We start from the raw sequence: 18,755 nt of genomic DNA on the forward strand, positions 1-18,755 counted from the left end.
GGGCGCGCGTCGTGTCCCCGACAGGCCCTACGTTGGTCCCATGCCTGCAGCAGCGACCGAGGTGGAGGCCGGCGGCCGTGCCGTGCGCGTCTCCAGCCCTGACCGGATCGTGTACGAGGCGACCGAGCGGACTCCGGCGATCACCAAGCTCCAGGTCTGCGAGTACTTCGCGACCGTCGGCGAGGTGCTGCTCTCCTCGGTCGCAGAACGCCCGACGGCGATGGAGCGATGGCCGGACGGCTGGCGTGAGGGGATGCGGCTGGCGACCGGTCCGCAGGACCGCGGTGCCGACGGCTTCTATCAGAAGCGGCTGCCCAAGGGAGCGCCCGACTTCGTCGAGACGGTCAAGATCACGTTCCCTAGCGGACGGACAGCGGACGAGCTCTGTCCCACCGAAGCGGCGTCGCTGGTGTGGGCCGCCCAGATGGGCGCTCTCACCTTCCATCCGTGGCCGGTTCGGCGACCCGACGTCGATCATCCCGACGAGCTGAGGATCGACCTCGATCCGCAGGAAGGGACCTCGTTCGCCGACGCGCAGCGCGTCGCGGAGGTTGCCAGAGAGCTGCTCGAGGAGCTCGGGCTGCGCGGCTATCCGAAGACCAGCGGCAACCGGGGCATCCACATCTACGTACGCATCCAGCCGACGTGGACCTTCGACGACGTGCGTCACGCGGCCATCGGCCTGGGGCGCGAGCTGGAGCGTCGCGACGGTGGCGTCACCACCGCGTGGTGGAAGGAGGAGCGAGGCTCTCGGCTCTTCCTGGACTACAACCAGAACCTGCGCGACCGGACGATCGCGAGCGCGTGGAGTCTGCGCGCACGCCCCGGAGCGCCTGTCAGCACCCCCATGTCGTGGGCGGCGCTCTCTGCGGTCAAGGACCCACGAGACTTCAATCTGACGACTGTCCCGGACTATCTCGCCGACGGCGACCCCTGGGCGGACATCGACTCCACTGCGTACTCGCTCGACCCTCTGCTCAGCCTGTGGGAATCGCTGCCGGGGGGAGAGCTGAACTGGCCGCCCGACTACCCGAAGCAACCGGGCGAGCCACCGCGGGTGCAGCCCAGCAAGAAGGTCGCGGAGCACTGGGACGACGACGGCAACCGCGTCGCGACCTGAGTGGAGCTGTTGCGATGTGGGTGCTTCACGTCGACCTGGACCAGTTCATCGCCGCGGTCGAGGTGCTGCGCCGCCCTGAGCTGGCCGGCCTCCCCGTCGTCGTCGGGGGCCGCGGTGACCCGACCGAGCGTGGGGTGGTCTCGACCGCCTCGTACGAGGCGCGCGAGTTCGGGGTCCGGTCGGGGATGCCGCTGCGCACCGCGGCCAAGAAGTGCCCCGACGCGGTGTTCCTCCCGGTCGACAAGCCCACGTACGACGCTGCTTCCGAGGGCGTGATGGACGCGTTGCGCAGCCTCGAGACCGCCGTCGAGATCCTCGGCTGGGACGAGGCGTTCGTCGCGGTGCCCGACGAGGTGGCCGACGCAGACGGTGCGGTCGCCTTCGCCAAGGCGATCCAGGCGCGAGTGCTCGAGCGCACCATGCTGCACTGCTCCGTCGGCATCGGCGACAACAAGATCCGAGCCAAGAACGCCACCGACCTCGGCAAACCTCGCGGCACCTTCGTGCTCACCCGTGACAACTGGTGGTCGGTGGTCGGCGATCGGCCGGTCGACGGCGTGTGGGGCATCGGCGGCAAGATGGCCGCACGGTTCGCACGCCTGGGCATCACGACCGTGCGCGAGCTCGGGGCGGCCGACGACGAGGTGCTGGCGAAGGAGATCGGCCCGACGATGGGCCCGTGGTACAGGCGGCTCGCCCGCGGCGTCGACACCTCGCCGGTCGATCCGACGCCGTGGGTGCCGCGCTCCCACGGTCACGAGGTCACGTTCCAGGTCGACCTCACCGATCCCGCTGAAGTGGAGGCGGAGGTGCGCCGACTCGCCGAGCAGGCGGCGTACGACGTCGTCGAGGACGGCCGCCCGGCCGTCCGGGTGCGGCTCAAGATCCGTTACGTGCCTTTCGAGACCCGCACCCGCAGCATGACGCTCCCCCAGCCGACCTCCGACGCGGTCACGATCGCCGACGCCGCCGCAGCGCTGCTGGAACGGACCGACCGCACGCGCGCCGTGCGCCTGGTCGGGGTTGCCGCCGAGATGGCGGCGCCGGAGTAGGTCTCGATCGCTCCGCGCCTCGACCAGCGGGATGTCGCTCCGCGCCTCGACCAGCGGGATGTCGCTCCGCGCCTCGACCAGCGGGATGTCGCTCCGCGCCTCGACCAGCGGGATGTCGCTCCGCGCCTCGACCAGCGGGGTGCGGAGCGATCGAGACCTTGCATCCCGGCATGTTCTGTGGTTCATTAGTCCAGTAATGAACCACAGGAGGTGAGCGGGTCGTGTTCGACGGACCAGAGCCGATCTACATCCAGATCGCCGACCAGATCCGCGCGCAGATCTTGAGCGGCGACCTGCCCGAGGAGGCACAGGTGATGTCCACGACGCAGTACGCGACCACGTTCCGCATCAACCCGGCTACCGCCGCGAAGGCGTTCGGCATCCTCGTCGACGAGGGTCTGATCGAGAAGCGCCGCGGGCTCGGCATGTTCGTCGCCGCCGGCGCGCACGAGCGACTGCTCGACGAGCACCGCGCGGCGTACCTCGAGCGCGTGTTCCGCCCCGCCGTCGAGCAGGCCGACCTGCTCGGCATCCCTCGGGAGCGCCTCGTCGCCTATCTCGAGGGCCCGCAGACCGCATCCCCCGCTCCGATCGCAGAAAGCGAGACGCGATGACCACCCCGTACGGAGCAGAGCTCCGCGACGTCACTCTGAGGTACGGCAAGCGCGAGCCCGCCCTCGACCAGGCGTCCTTCACGATCCGCCCCGGTACGGTCACCGGATTGCTCGGACGCAACGGCGCCGGCAAGTCGACGGCGCTTGCCCTGCTCGCGTCGTTGCGGCGACCCACCTCGGGCGCGGTGCTCGTCGACGGCGTGGACCCGTTCGAGAACGCCGTGGTCATGGCTGGGGTCCAGCTCGTCCGCGAGTCCGGCGACGTCGTCCGCGACTCGCCGATCAACGACACTCTGGGCTACTACTCGGAGGTGCGCCCGCACTGGGACGCCGACTATGCCGCGGCACTGCTCGACCTGTTCGGGATCGACCCCTCCAAGGACCCGAACAAGCTGTCTCGCGGCAAGCAGTCCGCGCTCGGCTGCACGATCGGGCTCGCCGCCCGCGCGCCGCTGACGATCTTCGACGAGTCGTACCTCGGCATGGACGCGCCGAGCCGCTACGCCTTCTACGACGCGCTGCTCGACGACTACACCGAGCACCCGCGCACGATCATCGTCTCGAGCCACCTCATCGAGGAGGTGGAGCGCCTGTTCGAGGACGTCGTCGTGCTCCACGAGGGCCGCGCCGTCGTCGCCGAGACCGCCGACGTCCTGCGCGACCGCGCCGTCAGCGTCGTCGGTCCGACGTCGGCGGTGACCAAGCTCGCCGACGGGCGCCACACGCTCTCCACGCGGACCCTCGGCGGCTCCACCCAGATCACCGTCCAGGGCGCCCTCGACCCTGCCGAGGTCGCCCGCGCGCGCGACCTCGGCGTCGAGATCGCCCGCGTGTCCATCCAGGACCTGTTCATCCACCTCACCCAGGAGACCCACCCCATGAAGGAGGACCGGCGATGACCGCGACCCTCTCCCCCGTCACCGCACGCGACCAGGACCAGCGCGGCACCCGGACCAGCGGGTACGCGATGTTCGTCGGGACCTGGCAGATCAGCATCTACTTCTGGATCGCCGTCGTCATGATCAGCGCGGTCCTCACCGTCGTGCTGAACACGTGGGACGAGATCGACGGCAGCGTCGCCGACGGCATCCTCGGATCCGCGCCGATCTTCCTCAGCGTCATGGGCGTGATCGTCCCGCTGGGTCTCCTGCCGCTGCACCTTGCCGGCGGAGTCACCAGGCGGTCGTTCGGCCGCGGAGTCGTCACCGCAGCCATCGGGCTCGGGGTGACGTTCGGGTTCGCCGGAGCCGTCGGGATGCTCGTCGAGAGTCTTGTGTTCAGTGCGCTCGACTGGTCGACCGCCGTCGACGCCCCGGGCTTGTACGACTCGTCCGGCGACTTCCTCCTGATCTGGCTGTCGTGGACGCTGAGCTGCATCGCGTACACCCTCGCCGGTGCGGCCATCTCGCTCGGCTACTACCGGTGGGGCAGCATCCTCGGAACACTCCAGATGGCGGCAGCCATCGCACTGGTCGTCGCTGGTGAGCTGGCGCTCGGCGGAGGGTTGACGAGCGGGACGCTGGGTCGGATCTTCGGCGACGACCAGCTGCCCGTCCTCGTGGCGGTGCTCGTGTCGGCGGCCGTGCTCGCGGCACTGGGCTATCTCGTCGCCCGCACCGTCCGAGAGATCCCGCTGAAGACCGGCTCCCGCGCGGCCTGCGGCTGAGCCGGCCAGCGGGCCGTCAGGCCAGGATGGCGGCGAGGTCGTACGAGGCAACCTCCTCGAGCTGCTCGTACGTGCACGACTCGGGGTCGCGGTCCGTCCTCCACCTGCGGAAGCGGGCGGTGTGACGGAACCGCGTCCCTTCCATGTGCTCGTAGGCGACCTCGGCCACGAGCACCGGCCGGATCGGCACGAAGGACAGGTCCTTGCCGGCGCTCCACCGGCTCTGTGCGCCGGGCAGCCGGTCGGACTGGTGCGCCTCGGCCTCGGCCCAGCGCCCCCACGGATGGTCGGCGAAGTCCACCTTCAGCCGGTCGAGCTCGGCGACGAGCTCACCGCGCCGCGCCGCGGTGAACGCCGCGCACACCCCGACGTGCTGCAGGTCGCCCGCCTCGTTGTAGAGCCCGAGCAGCATCGAGCCCAGGAGCGGCTCCTCCGGCGTCGACGTCTTGTGGAAGCGGTAGCCGGCGACCACGACGTCGGCCGTCCGCTCGTGCTTCACCTTGAGCATCGTGCGGCCGTTCTCGGCGTACGGCGCTCGTAGCGGCTTCGCGACGACCCCGTCGAGCCCGGCGCCCTCGAACTGGCCGAACCAGTCCTCCGCGATCGCCGGGTCCAGGGTCGTACGGGTGGTGTGGACGGGGTCGCGAGCGTCCTCGAGCGCCTCCACCAGGCGCGCGCGGCGCAGCTCGAACGGCTCCTCCCTGAGGTCGTCGTCGCCGAGCGCGAGCAGGTCGAAGGCGACGTACGAGGCAGGAGTCTCCTCGGCGAGGCGCGTGATCCGTGAGGCGGCCGGGTGGATCCGCTCCTGGAGCACCTCGAACTCGAGCCGCCCGTCGATCGCCACGATGATCTCCCCGTCGAGGACGCAGCGTTCCGGGAGGTTCTCCAGGAACGCTGCGACCAGCTCGGGGAAGTAACGCGTCAGGTCACGGGTGTTGCGACTCGTCATCTCGACGGTGTCGCCGTCCCGGAAGACGATGCAGCGGAAGCCGTCCCACTTGGGTTCGTACGACAGGCCGCCGTCGACCTTCGCCGGGTCCGGCACGCCCTTGACCGACTTGGCCAGCATCGGGCGTACCGGCGGCATCACCGGGAGCTCCATGCGTCACTCCTTCTGGGTCAGTTCCTCGGGGGCGAGGTCGACCGGATCGTCGGTCTCATCCGGGCGCGCCTGGTCACCGTGTCCCGGCCACCAGGCCGTGTGGCCGAGCAGCGCAGTCAGCGACGGGGTGAAGAACATCGACATCACGAACGCGGCGACGAGGATGCCGAACGAGATCGCGAAGCCCATCGACACCAGCAGCGGGTTGCCGCCCAGCATGAGTGCAGCGAACGATCCGGCCAGGATCAGGCCCGCAGCAGCGATGGTCGGGCCCGCGTGGCGTACGGCCCAGGCTGCGGCGTCGTGCGGACTCTTGCCCTGCCGCGACTCTTCTCTCAGGCGAGCGATCATCAAGATGTTGTAGTCGGTGCCGAGCGCGACCACGAAGAGGTAGATGTAGATCGGCAACATGAAGATGAGGCCGTCTTCGCCCTTGAACACCTGGAACACCAGCACCGTGGCACCCAGGGTCGCGCCGAAGCCGAGGCCGACCGACGCCATCAGGTAGAGAGGCGCGACCAGGCTGCGGAGCAGGACGGCGAGGATCACCATGATCAGCAGGGCGGCGACCGGGAACACCACGGAGTAGTCGCGGACCATCGCGTCTTGCAGATCGACGAAGATCGACGTCGTCCCACCGACCAACGCCTCGGCGCCATCCGGAGCGCCGTCGTGCGCCGTCGTACGGATCGGGCCCTCGACGTTCTCCATCGCCGCATCCGACATCGGGTCGTCGTCGAGCGTCACGATGAACAGCGCGGCGGTGCCGTCGGCGCTGGGGATCGGGTCGGCGACCTGAGCCACTCCCTCGGCCTCGCCGAGCGCAGACCCGAACGGGGCGAGCTCGTCCTGGGCGATCGGCTCGCCGTCGGTGCTGCGCAGGAGGACGGTCTGCGGCGCGGTCGCACCGGCCGGGTAGCCCTCGAGCATGCGCTCGCTCGCGACCATCGACTCCGCGTCGTCGGGAAGGCTCATCTGCGAGAAGTCGAACGACGGCTTGAAGCCGAAGGCGAAGATCGCGAGCACGGCGAGGAGGAGACCCGACGCGAGCGCGAAGCGACCCGGGTGGCGTCCGAGCGAGTCGCCCACCGCCGCGAAGCGTGCGCCCTTCGGCTCCTTCTTCCACGCCTTCGACGGCCAGAAGACCTTCGTGCCGAGCAGCGAGACGACAGCCGGGATCAGCGTGAGCGCCGCGACGACCGTCACCGCGACGGCGATCGCGAGCGCGGGCCCGATCGACCGGAAGATGCTCAGCGACGACAGCACCAGGGCCAGGAACGCGACGATCACGGCACCGCCGGCGGAGGCGATCGCCTCACCCGCCCGCTCGATCGCGTGCACCATCGCTGCCTTGGGCTCCTCGCCCTCGCGCAGCCGCTCTCGGTAGCGGAACATCAGGAACAGGATGTAGTCGGTGCCGATGCCGAACAGCACGACGATCAGGATCACCGTGATCGAAGAGTCGGCCTGGAGCCCGAAGGCCTCGTTGGCGATGGAGATCAGGCCGGTCGCGACCTGGGAGATGATCGTGATCACCACGATCGGCAGCAGCGCGACGATCGGGCTCCGGAAGATGATGAGGAGCAGGACGACGATCAGACCGATCGTCGCGACGCCGACGGCTGCCTCGGCGCCGCTCGCGGCCTCCTCGGCGTCGAGGTTCTGAGCGATCGACCCTGTCACGCCGACACGCAGGTCAGTGCCCTCGACTGCGTCCTTGGCCTGCTCGCGCAGCTCCTTGGCGCTGTCGGTCAGGGTCGTGTCGAACGGGTCCGTGCCTTCCGTGAGCCCAGCCGTGATGGTCTGGACGACACCGTTCTCCGACGGCGGGTTCGCCGTGATGTCGGCGAGGTGCTCGATGTCTGCGGCGCTCAGGTCCTCGGCGAGCGCCTCGACAGCAGCGGAGTCCTCGTCGGTGAGCGGCTCGCCGTCCTCACGGTCGATGACCACGATCGCTGCAGGCTCGGTGTCGGCCAGCTCAGGGAACGCGTCGGCCTGGGCCTCCAGCGCCTTGATCGACTCGTAGTCGCGCGGCAGGAAGTCGGCCTCGTCCGACGTCGACTGCAACGGTGGGGCCAGAGCGACCACTGCTACCGCGAGCACGATCCACGCGAGAATGACCTGCCACGGATGACGGACGACATACCGTCCCAACGAGCCGAACACCTGACCCCTCCCCGGGCCACCCCAGCGGTGGCCCCAGCAGACCCTATCGAACACGAGATCTCTAGACTGAGCCAGTGAATTCCCTCGCCGTGGAGGTCGCCGGCCTCGTCATGCGCTACGGCGAGGCGACCGCTGTCGACGGTCTCAGCCTCGCGGTGGAGCCGGGCACCGTGACGGCTGTCCTCGGTCCCAACGGCGCCGGCAAGACCACGACGATCGAGACCTGCGAGGGATACCGCCGCCCGCAGACCGGCACGGTGCGCGTCCTCGGGCTCGATCCGGTCCGCGACGCGGTGCAGCTCCGTCCTCGGGTGGGCGTCATGCTCCAGAGCGGCGGGGCGTGGTCGGCGTCGTACCCGCACGAGATGCTGCGCTACGTCGCTCGCCTGTACGCCGACCCGCTCGACGTCGACGCCCTGATCGACCGACTCGGCCTCGGCGGGATCGGCCGCACCCCGTACCGTCGCCTGTCCGGTGGCCAGCAGCAGCGCCTCGCCCTCGCCACGGCGCTCGTGGGACGACCCGAGCTGGTGTTCCTCGACGAGCCCACCGCCGGGCTGGACCCGCAGGCACGACGCGCCACCTGGGAGCTCGTCGAGGAGCTGCGCGCGAGCGGCGTCACGGTCGTGCTCACCACCCACTTCATGGACGAGGTCGAGCGGCTCGCCGACTGGGTCCACGTGCTCGACCACGGTCGCCTGATCGCGTCCGGGAGCCCGAAGTCACTGACCAGCGACGGCGCCGAGAACACGCTCCGGGTCGACGGACCGGCGGGTATCGACGTCTCCGGTCTGATCGCAGCGCTGCCCGCCGGGACGCAGGTCGTGGAGCAGACACCCGGCCAGTACCTCGTCTCGGGCGCGATCGACGCGGCGCTGCTGCACGCGGTGACCGGGTGGTTCGCCGCGGAGGGCGTGCTCCTGGACGGCATCGGCGTACGCCGACGCACGCTCGAGGACGTCTTCCTCGACCTCACAGGACGGGAGCTGCGCTCGTGAGCCTCGACTTCGCACCCCGGCCCGGAGCCGCCCCCGTACGCCGCATGGTGCTCGCGCAGACCGTGATGGAGACGCGCCTGCTGATGCGCAACGGCGAGCAGCTCGGGCTCGCCCTGGTCATCCCTCTCCTGCTGCTGGTCGCCGGGACGTCGGCGACCCGCGTCGTCGACCTCGGCCCCGGGCGCCCGATCGACATCATCACGCCCGGCGTTCTGTCGCTCGCGATCGTCTCGTCCGCGTTCACCTCGCTGGCGATCGCCACCGGGTTCGAGCGCCGCTACGGGGTGATCAAGCGGCTCGGCAGCACGCCGCTCCCCCGGTGGGGCCTGCTCGTCGGCAAGATCGGCTCGGTCCTCGTCGTCCAGGTGGCGCAGCTCGTCATCCTGGTGCTGGTGGCGCTGTGGCTGGGCTGGGAGCCTCACGGCGGTGCCGCGTCGTACGGCTGGCTGGTGGTCCTCGCGCTGCTCGGCACCGCTGCGTTCGCCGCGCTCGCCCTGCTGCTCGCCGGCACGCTCCGGGCCGAGGCGACCCTCGCCGTCGCGAACCTCGTCTACGTCCTGCTCGTGGTCGGCGGTGCGGTGCTGGTGCCGCTCAGCCGCTACCCGGACGCTGCCCAGACCTTCCTTTCCCTGCTGCCCTCGGGTGCCCTGTCGGAGGCGATCCGCACGGTGTTCGACGGCTCCGCGCCGCCGACGGAGAGCATCGTCGTGCTCCTGGTCTGGGCCGGCGTCGCCGCAGCACTGACAGCCCGGACGTTCAAGTGGGAGTGATCGCGTGATCGACAGGTTCCGCAGCCCGACCGTCGGATTCGTCCGTGCGTGGGCGTGGGCGTCGCTGGTCGCCAACATCGGCATCATCGTCACCGGCGCCGCGGTGCGTCTGACCGACTCCGGGCTCGGATGCCCGACCTGGCCCCGCTGCACCGACGCGTCGTACGTGCCGCACGGTGAGCTCGGGCTCCACGGCGCCATCGAGTTCGGCAACCGGATGCTGACGTTCGTCCTGGTCGCGATCGCGATCGTGACGTGGTTCGTGGTCCGCGCCTGGAGGCCGCGACGCCCGTTCGCCGTGCGTGTCGCGACATTCATGGCCCTCGGCATCCCGTTGCAGGCCGTGGTGGGCGGTGTCGTCGTACGGCTGGACCTGAACTCGTGGTCGGTCGCGATCCACCTCGCGATCTCGGTCGCGCTCGTGAGCCTGTCCACCGTGCTGGTGCGCGAGACGTTCCTCCCCCCGGGCGAGCCAGCCGACGTGGTGCCGTCACCTGTGCGGGTGCTCGGCTGGACCACGTACGCCGTGATGTGGGTGACGGTGATGATCGGCACCGTGGTGACCGGTGCGGGCCCCCACGCCGGCGACCCCGACACGGCACGCAACGGGTTCGACCCCGAGTCGGTGACGCAGCTGCACGCGGACGCGGTTTTCCTGCTGCTGGGTCTCTCGATCGGGCTCGCCCTCGCGTACAGGGCAGTCGGCGCCCCGGCGTCCGCGGTGCGCGCTGCGGTCGTGCTCGTCGGCGTCGAGCTGGGGCAGGGGCTCGTCGGATTCGTCCAGTACTTCACCGACCTGCCTGAGGTGCTGGTCGCGCTCCACCTCCTCGGTGCGGGCATCCTCGCCGCCGCCGCGACCTGGGCGGCGATCGAGGCACGCGGCCGGACCAGCGCTTAGGCCTTGCGTATCGACATCGTGTCCACCACGTCGTCGCAAGGTCGATACGCAACGCATCAGGTCGAGTCGGGACGCCTCCCGGCCTGCAGCAGCAGCTCCCGCACCTGCCGGCCGACGGTGTCACCGGCGCGACGAGGCGCTGCTGCGCGGCGGCCAGGATGATCGCTCGTGCGTCACGCTCGTTGTCCGACCAGCTCGCGAAGTCGACCGCGCTCCGAGCCGGTCGTGTCCGCGATGGGAACCGTGCAGGATTGGCCCTGCCGATCGGCGCTCGACGTCCGTCGATGGAGGGCATCACACCTCATTGGAGCGCGTACCTCGACGAGCGCGACGTCACACCGTAGACCTGGGAACGGACGTAGGCGTCGCCGAAGACCGCGCGTGCCTGTGCGGAGGTGAGGACGTGGTGCTGGGCCTCGAGAAGGGCCCGCTGCTCGGAGCCGAGTGTGATGGTCATGCTCCACAAGTTGGGTCCGGCGTCCGGACCTTCACGCCGCAGATCGCGTCCCTGGGGAGACTGAGACGTTGTGTATCGACATCGCGACCACCGTGTCGACACAACGTGGATACGGAACGCCTAAGCGCTCGTCAGGGCGTCAGCGCAGGAAGGGATCGATCGCCGCGGCGACGAAGAGGAGCGCGAGGTACGCGTTGGACCAGTGGAACAGGCGCATCGGCTTGAGCACCGACAGCTCCGAGCTGATCCGGGCACGAGCCTGGAGGCGGTGGGCCTCGACGATGAACGCCGCGCCGAGGACGACCGCCGCGACCGGGTAGAACCAGCCGGTGGGCGTGATCGGCCACAGGATGAGCGACGTCGCCACCATCGCGTACGAGTAGGCGACGATCTTGCGCGCCACGACGGTCGCCGGCGCGATCGACGGAAGCATCGGCACGTCGGCCGCGGCGTAGTCCTCGCGGTAGCGGATCGCCAGCGCCCAGAAGTGCGGCGGGGTCCAGAAGAAGACGACCAGGAACAGCACGACCGGTGGCCATGCGAGCTCGTCGGTGACCGCGGTCCAGCCGATGAGGGCCGGGAAGCAGCCGGCTGCGCCACCCCAGACGATGTTCTGGGAGGTGCGCCGCTTGAGGAGCATCGTGTAGCCGACGACGTAGAACACGTTCGCGGCGAGCGCGAGCCCGGCGGACAGCCAGTTGACCAGGAAGCCGAGCCAGAGCGTGGAGACGACGCCGAGCACGAGCCCGAACACGAGCGCGGACCTCGTCGTGACCGCGTGACGCGGCAGCGGGCGGCGGCGCGTCCGGCGCATCTGCTGGTCGATGTCGGCGTCGAAGACGCAGTTGAGCGCGTTCGCCGAGCCGGCCGACAGGGTGCCGCCGACGAGCGTGGCGAGCACCGGCCAGAGTGGCGGGACGCCCTCGGCAGCGAGGAACATCACCGGCACGGTCGTCAGCAGGAGCAGCTCGATGATGCGAGGCTTCATCAGCCCGACGTACGCGTTGACGACGTCGAGAGCCCGGGGACGACCACTCGACGGGTGCGATGGGTGCTGGTGCGCAGCACTCAGCTCCGGGTCGATTGCGGTCACGTCCGCGAGTCTATCGGCCGGTTCGAGCGGTGCACGTCCGGGTGCGAGGAGGGTGGCGCCACCGTGACCGCGACCACGCTCGGCCCCGGCCTGCGACACCGTCGAGAGCCCGCCGTCCCATGGTGGGGAGCCGATCCGCGCGAACCTGGGCGCGCGAGTAGGCTCGACAACGAGACCTGTCCGTGATCCGGCCGCGCGCCCCCACGAGGTGCGTTGCGCGCGCCGGAGCCCCTGCACCACCGTCTGAGGAGCACGCCGACGTGAGTACGAAGCTGGAGTGGACCGACCTGGATCGCAAGGCGGTCGACACCGTCCGGGTCCTCGCCATGGATGCCGTCCAGAAGGTGGGCAACGGCCACCCCGGGACCGCGATGAGCCTCGCGCCGGCGGCGTACCTGCTCTTCAACAAGCTGATGCGGCACAACCCGGCAGACCCGCACTGGGCTGCGCGTGACCGTTTCGTGCTGTCGGCGGGCCACTCGAGCCTCACCCAGTACATCCAGCTCTACCTCACCGGCTACGGCCTCGAGCTCACCGACCTGGAGGCGCTGCGCACGTGGGGCAGCCGTACGCCGGGCCACCCCGAGTTCCGCCACACGCCGGGCATCGAGGTGACGACCGGCCCGCTCGGCCAGGGCGTCGGCAACGCGGTCGGCATGGCGATGGCCTCGCGTCGACGCCACGGCCTGCTCGAGCCCGACGCGCCGCTGGGCGAGGGCGTGTTCGACCACCACGTCTACGCGATCGCCTCCGACGGCGACATGCAGGAGGGCGTCTCCTCCGAGGCCAGCTCCCTCGCCGGCACCCAGCAGCTCGGCAACCTGACGCTCATCTGGGACGACAACCGGATCTCCATCGAGGACGACACCGCCGTGGCGTTCAACGAGGACGTCGTGAAGCGGTACGAGGCGTACGGCTGGCACGTGCAGCTCGTCGACTGGACCAACGACGGCGCCGGCTACGAGGAGAACGTCGAGGCGCTGTGGGAGGCGCTCCAGACGGCGCGCTCGGTCACCGACCGGCCCAGCTTCATCGCGCTGAAGACGATCATAGCCTGGCCGGCCCCCGACAAGCAGGGCACCGGCGCCTCGCACGGATCCGCGCTCGGTGACGAGGAGGTCGCGAAGACCAAGGAGATCCTCGGCTTCGACCCGGCCAAGACGTTCGACGTCGCGCCGGAGGTCATCGAGCACACGCGCGCGGCCGTCACCCGCGGCGAGGAGCACCAGGCCGCGTGGGACGAGCGCTACGCCGCGTGGCGGGAGGCCAACCCTGAGACCGCCGCGCTGTACGACCGCCTCGAGGCCCGCGAGCTGCCCGAGGGCTGGGACGCCGACCTGCCGACGTACGACGCCGACCCGAAGGGCGTCGCCACCCGCGTCGCCTCGGGCGCGTTCCTCACCGCCGCAGCGCCGACGCTCCCCGAGCTGTGGGGCGGCTCCGCCGACCTCGCCGGCTCCAACAACACCACTCCCAAGGGTCAGCCGTCGTTCCTCCCGCCCGAGCACGCCACCAAGATGTTCTCGGGTGACTGGTACGGCCGGGTGCTGCACTTCGGCATCCGCGAGCACGGCATGGGGGCGGTCCTCAACGGCATCGCACTGCACTCCCCCACGCGTCCGTACGGCGGCACGTTCCTCGTCTTCTCCGACTACATGCGCCCGTCGGTGCGACTCGCGTCGCTGATGCAGCTGCCCGTGACGTACGTGTGGACCCACGACTCCATCGGCCTCGGCGAGGACGGACCCACGCACCAGCCGATCGAGCACCTGGCCGCGCTCCGCGCGATCCCCGGTCTGGACGTGATCCGGCCCGCTGACGCCAACGAGACGATCGTCGCCTGGAAGAAGGTCATGGAGTCGCCCACGCACCCCGCGGGCCTGGCGCTCAGCCGGCAGAACCTGCCCGTCTTCCCGCGCGGGACCGACGGGTACGCCGAGGCCTCGGAGACGACCAAGGGCGGTTACGTCCTGCTCGACACCGACGGTGACCCGGACGTGGTGCTCATCGGCACCGGCTCCGAGGTCCAGCTGGCGGTCGCGGCGCGCGAGCAGCTGGCCGCGGAGGGCATCTCCGCCCGGGTCGTGTCGATGCCGTGCCGCGAGTGGTTCGACGGCCAGACCGAGGCGTACCGCGACTCCGTCATCCCGCCGCACGTCCGCGCCCGGGTGAGCGTCGAGGCGGGCATCGCCCAGGGGTGGCGCGAGGTCGTCGGCGACGCCGGGCGCATCGTCGGCATCGAGCACTACGGCGCCTCGGCGGCGTACGAGACCTTGTACGAGGAGTTCGGGATCACCGCCGAGGCGGTCGTGACCGCGGCCAAGGAGAGCATCGCGGCGTCCGGCCACACCGGCGGCGTAGGCGTGTTCGCCAGGCCGATGGGCACGATTCTCCCGCAGACCCACCACTGACCGACGCCGGCGCACAGCACGGCGTCCCGCACGGACGGAGGAGAGCATGAGCGACCGACTGAAGGCCCTCAGCGACGCAGGGGTGTCGATCTGGCTCGACGACCTGTCGCGTGAGCTGACCGAGACCGGCGAGCTGCAGCGGCTCGTCGACGAGGACCACGTCGTCGGGGTCACGAGCAACCCGACGATCTTCGCCTCGGCGATGAAGGAGGGCGAGCGCTACGAGCCCCAGATCGACGAGGGACTGGCGGCGGACCCGCACACCTCTGTCGCCGACGCGATCTTCGAGCTGACGACGACCGACGTCCGCCAGGCCGCGCACATCCTGCGTCCGGTCTACGACGCGACCGACGGCGTGGACGGACGCGTGTCGCTCGAGGTCGACCCGACCCTGGCCTACGACACCGACGAGACCATCGCCTCCGCCCGCAAGCTGTGGGACAAGGTGGGTGAGCCCAACGTCTTCATCAAGATCCCGGCCACCCAGGAGGGTCTCCCGGCCATCGCCGCGACCATCGGCGCCGGCATCAGCGTCAACGTGACGCTGCTGTTCTCGCTGGACCGCTACCGCGGTGTGCTCGACGCGTACGCGACCGGGCTGGAGCACGCGATCGCCGAAGGCGTCGACATCTCGGACGTGCAGTCCGTCGCGTCGATCTTCGTCAGCCGTATCGACAGCGAGGTCGACAAGCGCCTCGACGCGATCGGCACGGAGGAGGCGCTCGCGCTCAAGGGCAAGGCCGGCGTCGCAAACTCTCGCCTCGCCTACGGCGTGTACGAGGAGTTCTCGGCCTCCGACCGCTGGAAGGCGCTCGAGGCGCAAGGGGCGAGCCGGCAGCGGCCGCTGTGGGCGTCGACGGGTGTGAAGAACCCCGACTACCCCGACACGCTCTACGTCACAGAGCTCGTCGGCCCGAACACCGTGAACACGATGCCGGGCGCGACGATGCGGGCGTTCGCCGACCACGGCGAGGTCGAGGGCGACAAGCTCTCGGGCAACGCCGCCGAGGCCGAGCAGACCATCCGTTCGCTCACCGAGGTGGGCGTCGACTACGACGACGTCATGAACACCTTGGAGTCCGAGGGCGTCGAGAAGTTCGAGTCGTCGTGGGCCGACCTGGTCCGCACGGTTCAAGATCAGCTGACGGCCGCGCGCGGACGCCGCGGCTGACGACGAGGGGGAATCGGTGGAGACCGACGACACATCCGTCCCGGCCGGCTTCGAGCTCGGCCTCGCCTATCCGGACGAGGACGCGCTCGACGCGGTGGTCGCCCAGCTGGTCGAGGACCGGGTCGCCAGCCGGATCTCGGAGCACGACGCCACCCTCTGGGGCCCCGACGCCGAGGAGGAGGCGGGCAAGCGCCTCGGGTGGACCGACCTCCATGTCACGTCGGTGCCGCTGGTCGCCCAGGTCGAGGCGCTGCGCGACGAGCTCCGCGGTGCGGGTCTCGACCGTGTCGTCCTGTGCGGGATGGGCGGCTCATCGCTCGCGCCGGAGGTGATCTGCGCGACGGCGGGCGTGCCGTTGACCGTGCTCGACTCGTCCGATCCGGACATGGTTCGCGAGGCGATCGCCGAGGGTCTCGAGCGGACCGTCGTCGTGGTCTCGAGCAAGTCCGGCGGCACCGTGGAGACGGACAGCCAGCGACGCGCGTACGAGCACGCGTTCGAGGTGGCGGGCATCGACCCGGCCTCTCGCATCGTCGTCGTCACCGACCCGGGTTCCCCGCTGGACGAGGAGGCGACCGGCAAGGGCTACCGCGTCTTCCACGCCGACCCGCAGATCGGCGGCCGCTACTCCGCACTCACGGCCTTCGGGCTGGTGCCGAGCGGGCTCGCGGGCGCAGACGTCGGTGGCCTCCTCCAGCAGGCGGACGACATCGCCGAGGACGTCGCCGCCGACGACGAGACCAACCCCGCGCTGGTGCTCGGGGCGCTGCTGGGCCTCGCGAACAAGGAGGGCGTCGACAAGCTGGTGCTCGCGGACGCAGGGTCCGCCAACGTCGGCTTCGGCGACTGGGCCGAACAGCTCGTCGCCGAGTCCACGGGCAAGCAGGGGCGAGGCATCCTCCCCGTCGTGGTCGACGGACCGGACGCCCCGAACGCCGACGCGAGCACCGCAGACGAGGTCGTCGGCATGATAGGACCGATGTCGGAGGACCACCCGGTGGCGGCCTCGGGCTACGGGTTCGCTGTGGACGCCCCGCTCGGAGCGCTGTTCGTCCTCTGGGAGTACGCGACCGCGGTCGCGGGCCGGCTGATCGGGATCAACCCGTTCGACCAGCCCGACGTCGAGAGCGCGAAGCAGGCCGCACGCGCGATGCTCGAAGGCTCGTCCGAGGCACCTGTCGCGGTGTTCACCGACGGCGGGGTCACGGTGTACGACTACACCGGCTGGCTCCCCGAGGACGCCCTCACGGTGCGCACCGCTGTCGCGTCGCTCCTCGACGAGCTGGATCCCGAGCACGGCTACATCGCCGTCCAGGCCTACCTCGACCGGTTCCGCCAGAAGGAGCTGGCCGACTCCCGCGACACGCTCGCCACACGGACCGGCCGACCGACCACGTTCGGCTGGGGCCCGCGCTTCCTGCACTCGACCGGCCAGTACCACAAGGGTGGCCCGGCGACCGGCGTCTACCTCCAGATCACCGGCGACCCCGACCGGGACCTCGAAGTCCCGGGGCGACCCTTCACGTTCGGCGAGTTCCTGCTGGCCCAGGCCGTCGGTGACGCTGGTGTGCTCACCGACCACGGCCGCCCCGTGCTCCGGCTCCACCTCGACGGCACGGACGCGGCGCGCGAGACGCTCCGGGAGGCGTTGGCGTGAGCCGGGCCGGACGAGGTGGTCCCACGCCGTACGCCAACCCGCTCCGACAGCCGGAGGACCGGCGGCTCCCGCGGATCGCGGGACCCAGCTGCTTGGTGATCTTCGGCGTGACCGGCGACCTCTCCCGCAAGAAGCTCATGCCGGCGGTGTACGACCTCGCCAACCGCGGTCTGCTGCCTCCGGGCTTCTCGCTCGTGGGGTTCGCCCGGCGCGAGTGGGAGGACCAGGACTTCGCCGAGGTCGTCTACGAGTCGGTCAAGCGCTACGCGCGGACGGAGTTCCGTGAGGAGGTCTGGCGACAGCTCGCCGAGGGCTTCCGCTTCGTCTCCGGCTCGTTCGACGACGACGAGGCCTTCGAGCACCTCGTCCAGACGGTCGACGAGCTCGACCGCGAGCGCGGCACGGGCGGCAACTACGCGTTCTACCTCTCGATCCCGCCCGGGTTCTTCGCCACGGTCATCGACCAGGTCAAGAAGCACGGTCTTGCAGAGCCCCGCGCCGGCTCGTGGCGCCGCGTGGTCATCGAGAAGCCCTTCGGGCACGACCTCGAGAGCGCGATCGAGCTCGACGACGTCGTGTCGGACGTGTTCCCGCCCGAGGCGGTCTTCCGGATCGACCACTACCTCGGCAAGGAGACGGTCCAGAACATCCTCGCCTTCCGGTTCGCCAACGAGCTGTTCGAACCGGTCTGGAACGCGCACTACGTCGACCACGTCCAGATCACGATGGCCGAGGACGTCGGCATCGGCGGCCGCGCTGGCTACTACGACGGCATCGGCGCAGCACGCGACGTCATCCAGAACCACCTCCTGCAGCTGATGGCGCTGGTGGCGATGGAGCCCCCGGTGTCGTTCAGCGCCCGCAGCCTGCGGCTCGAGAAGCAGAAGGTCCTCGCCCAGGCCCGACCGCCGGAGCGGATGGACCTGCACACCGCACGCGGCCAGTACACCGCCGGTTGGGCCGGCGGGCTCAAGGTCCGCGGATACCTCGACGAGGAGGACATCCCCGCGACCTCCGGCACGGAGACCTACGCCGCCATCCGGCTCGACATCGAGACACGACGGTGGGCCGGGGTGCCGTTCTACCTGCGCACCGGCAAGCGGCTCGCCCGACGCGTCACCGAGATCGCCGTCGTGTTCAAGCGTGCGCCGCACCAGCCGTTCGCCAAGTACGACACGAGCGAGCTGACCCAGAACGCGATCGTCATGCGCATCCAGCCCGACGAGGGCGTCACGGTGCGGTTCGGCTCGAAGGTGCCGGGCACCGCGATGGAGCTGCGCGACGTCAACATGGACTTCGCCTACGGCGGCACGTTCGTGGAGTCGAGCCCGGAGGCGTACGAGCGCTTGATCCTCGACGTCCTCCTCGGAGATCCGCCCCTGTTCCCGCAGCAGGAGGAGGTCGAGCTCTCGTGGAAGATCCTGGACCCGATCATCGAGTACTGGGCGAAGCAGACCGAGAAGGGCGAGGACCTGCCGGACCCGTACCCGTCCGGCGGATGGGGTCCGGCAGCCGCGGACGCCATGCTGGAGCGCGACGGGCGGGCGTGGCGGCGACCATGACGCCGCGTACGCCGCCGC

Annotated in this window: 16 protein-coding genes; 12 read left to right on the forward strand and 4 right to left on the reverse strand. The window is 70.3% G+C overall.

Features of this window, described 5'->3' with window-relative positions; all coding sequences use genetic code 11:
* The first annotated feature begins 40 nt into the window (after positions 1-40).
* From AB3M34_RS12060 to AB3M34_RS12080, 5 genes are all read left to right on the forward strand, one after another.
* Positions 41-1,120, forward strand: coding sequence for a DNA polymerase domain-containing protein (locus AB3M34_RS12060; protein ID WP_370614147.1), 1,080 nt, complete (start codon positions 41-43; stop codon positions 1,118-1,120).
* 14 nt (positions 1,121-1,134) lie between these two features.
* On the forward strand, positions 1,135-2,172 hold the full coding sequence (locus tag AB3M34_RS12065) for a DNA polymerase IV (protein ID WP_370614148.1): 1,038 nt from the start codon (positions 1,135-1,137) through the stop codon (positions 2,170-2,172).
* A 221-nt stretch (positions 2,173-2,393) separates the two neighbouring features.
* Positions 2,394-2,786 carry a GntR family transcriptional regulator gene (locus AB3M34_RS12070; RefSeq protein ID WP_370614149.1) on the forward strand — a complete coding sequence of 131 codons (393 nt, stop codon included), beginning with the start codon at positions 2,394-2,396 and terminating at the stop codon, positions 2,784-2,786.
* The gene (locus AB3M34_RS12075) at positions 2,783-3,685 is read left to right on the forward strand and encodes an ATP-binding cassette domain-containing protein (RefSeq protein WP_370614151.1); all 903 of its coding nucleotides are present in this window, start codon (positions 2,783-2,785) and stop codon (positions 3,683-3,685) included. The genes AB3M34_RS12070 and AB3M34_RS12075 overlap by 4 nt, the downstream gene beginning before the upstream one ends.
* Positions 3,682-4,452 (forward strand): hypothetical protein, encoded by a 771-nt coding sequence (locus AB3M34_RS12080; protein ID WP_370614152.1) that lies wholly within the window; start codon positions 3,682-3,684, stop codon positions 4,450-4,452. Before AB3M34_RS12075 ends, AB3M34_RS12080 begins: the two co-directional genes overlap by 4 nt.
* Before the next feature lie 16 nt (positions 4,453-4,468).
* Here AB3M34_RS12080 and AB3M34_RS12085 read toward each other — a convergent pair whose 3' ends face one another.
* Together AB3M34_RS12085 and AB3M34_RS12090 are read right to left on the reverse strand one after the other, a co-directional pair.
* The gene (locus AB3M34_RS12085; protein WP_370614154.1) at positions 4,469-5,554 is read right to left on the reverse strand and encodes an ATP-dependent DNA ligase; all 1,086 of its coding nucleotides are present in this window, start codon (positions 5,552-5,554) and stop codon (positions 4,469-4,471) included.
* A gap of 3 nt (positions 5,555-5,557) precedes the next feature.
* A complete protein-coding gene (locus AB3M34_RS12090; RefSeq protein ID WP_370614156.1) occupies positions 5,558-7,720 on the reverse strand; it encodes an MMPL family transporter in 2,163 nt (720 codons plus the stop codon).
* 74 nt (positions 7,721-7,794) lie between these two features.
* Here AB3M34_RS12090 and AB3M34_RS12095 point away from each other — a divergent pair, with 74 nt between their 5' ends.
* Genes AB3M34_RS12095 through AB3M34_RS12105 form a run of 3 tightly spaced genes read left to right on the forward strand, consistent with a single transcriptional unit; the run spans position 7,795 to position 10,386 of the window.
* The gene (locus AB3M34_RS12095) at positions 7,795-8,718 is read left to right on the forward strand and encodes an ABC transporter ATP-binding protein (RefSeq protein WP_370614157.1); all 924 of its coding nucleotides are present in this window, start codon (positions 7,795-7,797) and stop codon (positions 8,716-8,718) included.
* Positions 8,715-9,488, forward strand: coding sequence for an ABC transporter permease (locus AB3M34_RS12100; RefSeq protein WP_370614159.1), 774 nt, complete (start codon positions 8,715-8,717; stop codon positions 9,486-9,488). The genes AB3M34_RS12095 and AB3M34_RS12100 overlap by 4 nt, the downstream gene beginning before the upstream one ends.
* A gap of 4 nt (positions 9,489-9,492) precedes the next feature.
* Positions 9,493-10,386: a COX15/CtaA family protein gene (locus AB3M34_RS12105; protein WP_370614160.1), complete on the forward strand. Its 894-nt coding sequence runs from the start codon at positions 9,493-9,495 to the stop codon at positions 10,384-10,386.
* 301 nt (positions 10,387-10,687) lie between these two features.
* On the opposite strand, the gene AB3M34_RS12110 is transcribed toward AB3M34_RS12105, so the two are convergent.
* Together AB3M34_RS12110 and AB3M34_RS12115 are read right to left on the reverse strand one after the other, a co-directional pair.
* Positions 10,688-10,843, reverse strand: coding sequence for a hypothetical protein (locus AB3M34_RS12110; protein WP_370614162.1), 156 nt, complete (start codon positions 10,841-10,843; stop codon positions 10,688-10,690).
* 139 nt (positions 10,844-10,982) lie between these two features.
* A complete protein-coding gene (locus tag AB3M34_RS12115; RefSeq protein ID WP_370620006.1) occupies positions 10,983-11,915 on the reverse strand; it encodes a heme o synthase in 933 nt (310 codons plus the stop codon).
* Between the two features lie 281 nt (positions 11,916-12,196).
* Between AB3M34_RS12115 and tkt the strand changes: the two genes are divergently transcribed.
* Genes tkt through zwf form a run of 4 tightly spaced genes read left to right on the forward strand, consistent with a single transcriptional unit; the run spans position 12,197 to position 18,737 of the window.
* Positions 12,197-14,347: a transketolase gene (tkt, locus tag AB3M34_RS12120; RefSeq protein ID WP_370614164.1), complete on the forward strand. Its 2,151-nt coding sequence runs from the start codon at positions 12,197-12,199 to the stop codon at positions 14,345-14,347.
* 46 nt (positions 14,348-14,393) lie between these two features.
* Complete coding sequence (gene tal, locus AB3M34_RS12125; RefSeq protein WP_370614165.1) at positions 14,394-15,518, forward strand: transaldolase; 1,125 nt, start codon at positions 14,394-14,396, stop codon at positions 15,516-15,518.
* A 16-nt stretch (positions 15,519-15,534) separates the two neighbouring features.
* The gene (locus AB3M34_RS12130) at positions 15,535-17,175 is read left to right on the forward strand and encodes a glucose-6-phosphate isomerase (RefSeq protein WP_370614167.1); all 1,641 of its coding nucleotides are present in this window, start codon (positions 15,535-15,537) and stop codon (positions 17,173-17,175) included.
* A complete protein-coding gene (gene zwf, locus AB3M34_RS12135) occupies positions 17,172-18,737 on the forward strand; it encodes a glucose-6-phosphate dehydrogenase (protein ID WP_370614168.1) in 1,566 nt (521 codons plus the stop codon). Before AB3M34_RS12130 ends, zwf begins: the two co-directional genes overlap by 4 nt.
* The last annotated feature ends 18 nt before the right edge of the window (positions 18,738-18,755 follow it).

Origin of the sequence: Mumia sp. Pv4-285 (assembly GCF_041320275.1) — a bacterium.
In the GTDB taxonomy this organism is placed as follows: domain Bacteria; phylum Actinomycetota; class Actinomycetes; order Propionibacteriales; family Nocardioidaceae; genus Mumia; species Mumia qirimensis.

What these genes read in the sequence shown, in the direction of transcription:
- AB3M34_RS12080 (WP_370614152.1), top strand. Translation starts at nt 3,682, where the DNA reads ATGACCGCGACCCTCTCCCCCGTCACCGCACGCGACCAGGACCAGCGC.
- tal (WP_370614165.1), top strand. Translation starts at nt 14,394, where the DNA reads ATGAGCGACCGACTGAAGGCCCTCAGCGACGCAGGGGTGTCGATCTGG.
- AB3M34_RS12085 (WP_370614154.1), bottom strand. Translation starts at nt 5,554, where the DNA reads ATGGAGCTCCCGGTGATGCCGCCGGTACGCCCGATGCTGGCCAAGTCG.
- AB3M34_RS12060 (WP_370614147.1), top strand. Translation starts at nt 41, where the DNA reads ATGCCTGCAGCAGCGACCGAGGTGGAGGCCGGCGGCCGTGCCGTGCGC.
- AB3M34_RS12075 (WP_370614151.1), top strand. Translation starts at nt 2,783, where the DNA reads ATGACCACCCCGTACGGAGCAGAGCTCCGCGACGTCACTCTGAGGTAC.
- AB3M34_RS12065 (WP_370614148.1), top strand. Translation starts at nt 1,135, where the DNA reads ATGTGGGTGCTTCACGTCGACCTGGACCAGTTCATCGCCGCGGTCGAG.
- AB3M34_RS12110 (WP_370614162.1), bottom strand. Translation starts at nt 10,843, where the DNA reads ATGACCATCACACTCGGCTCCGAGCAGCGGGCCCTTCTCGAGGCCCAG.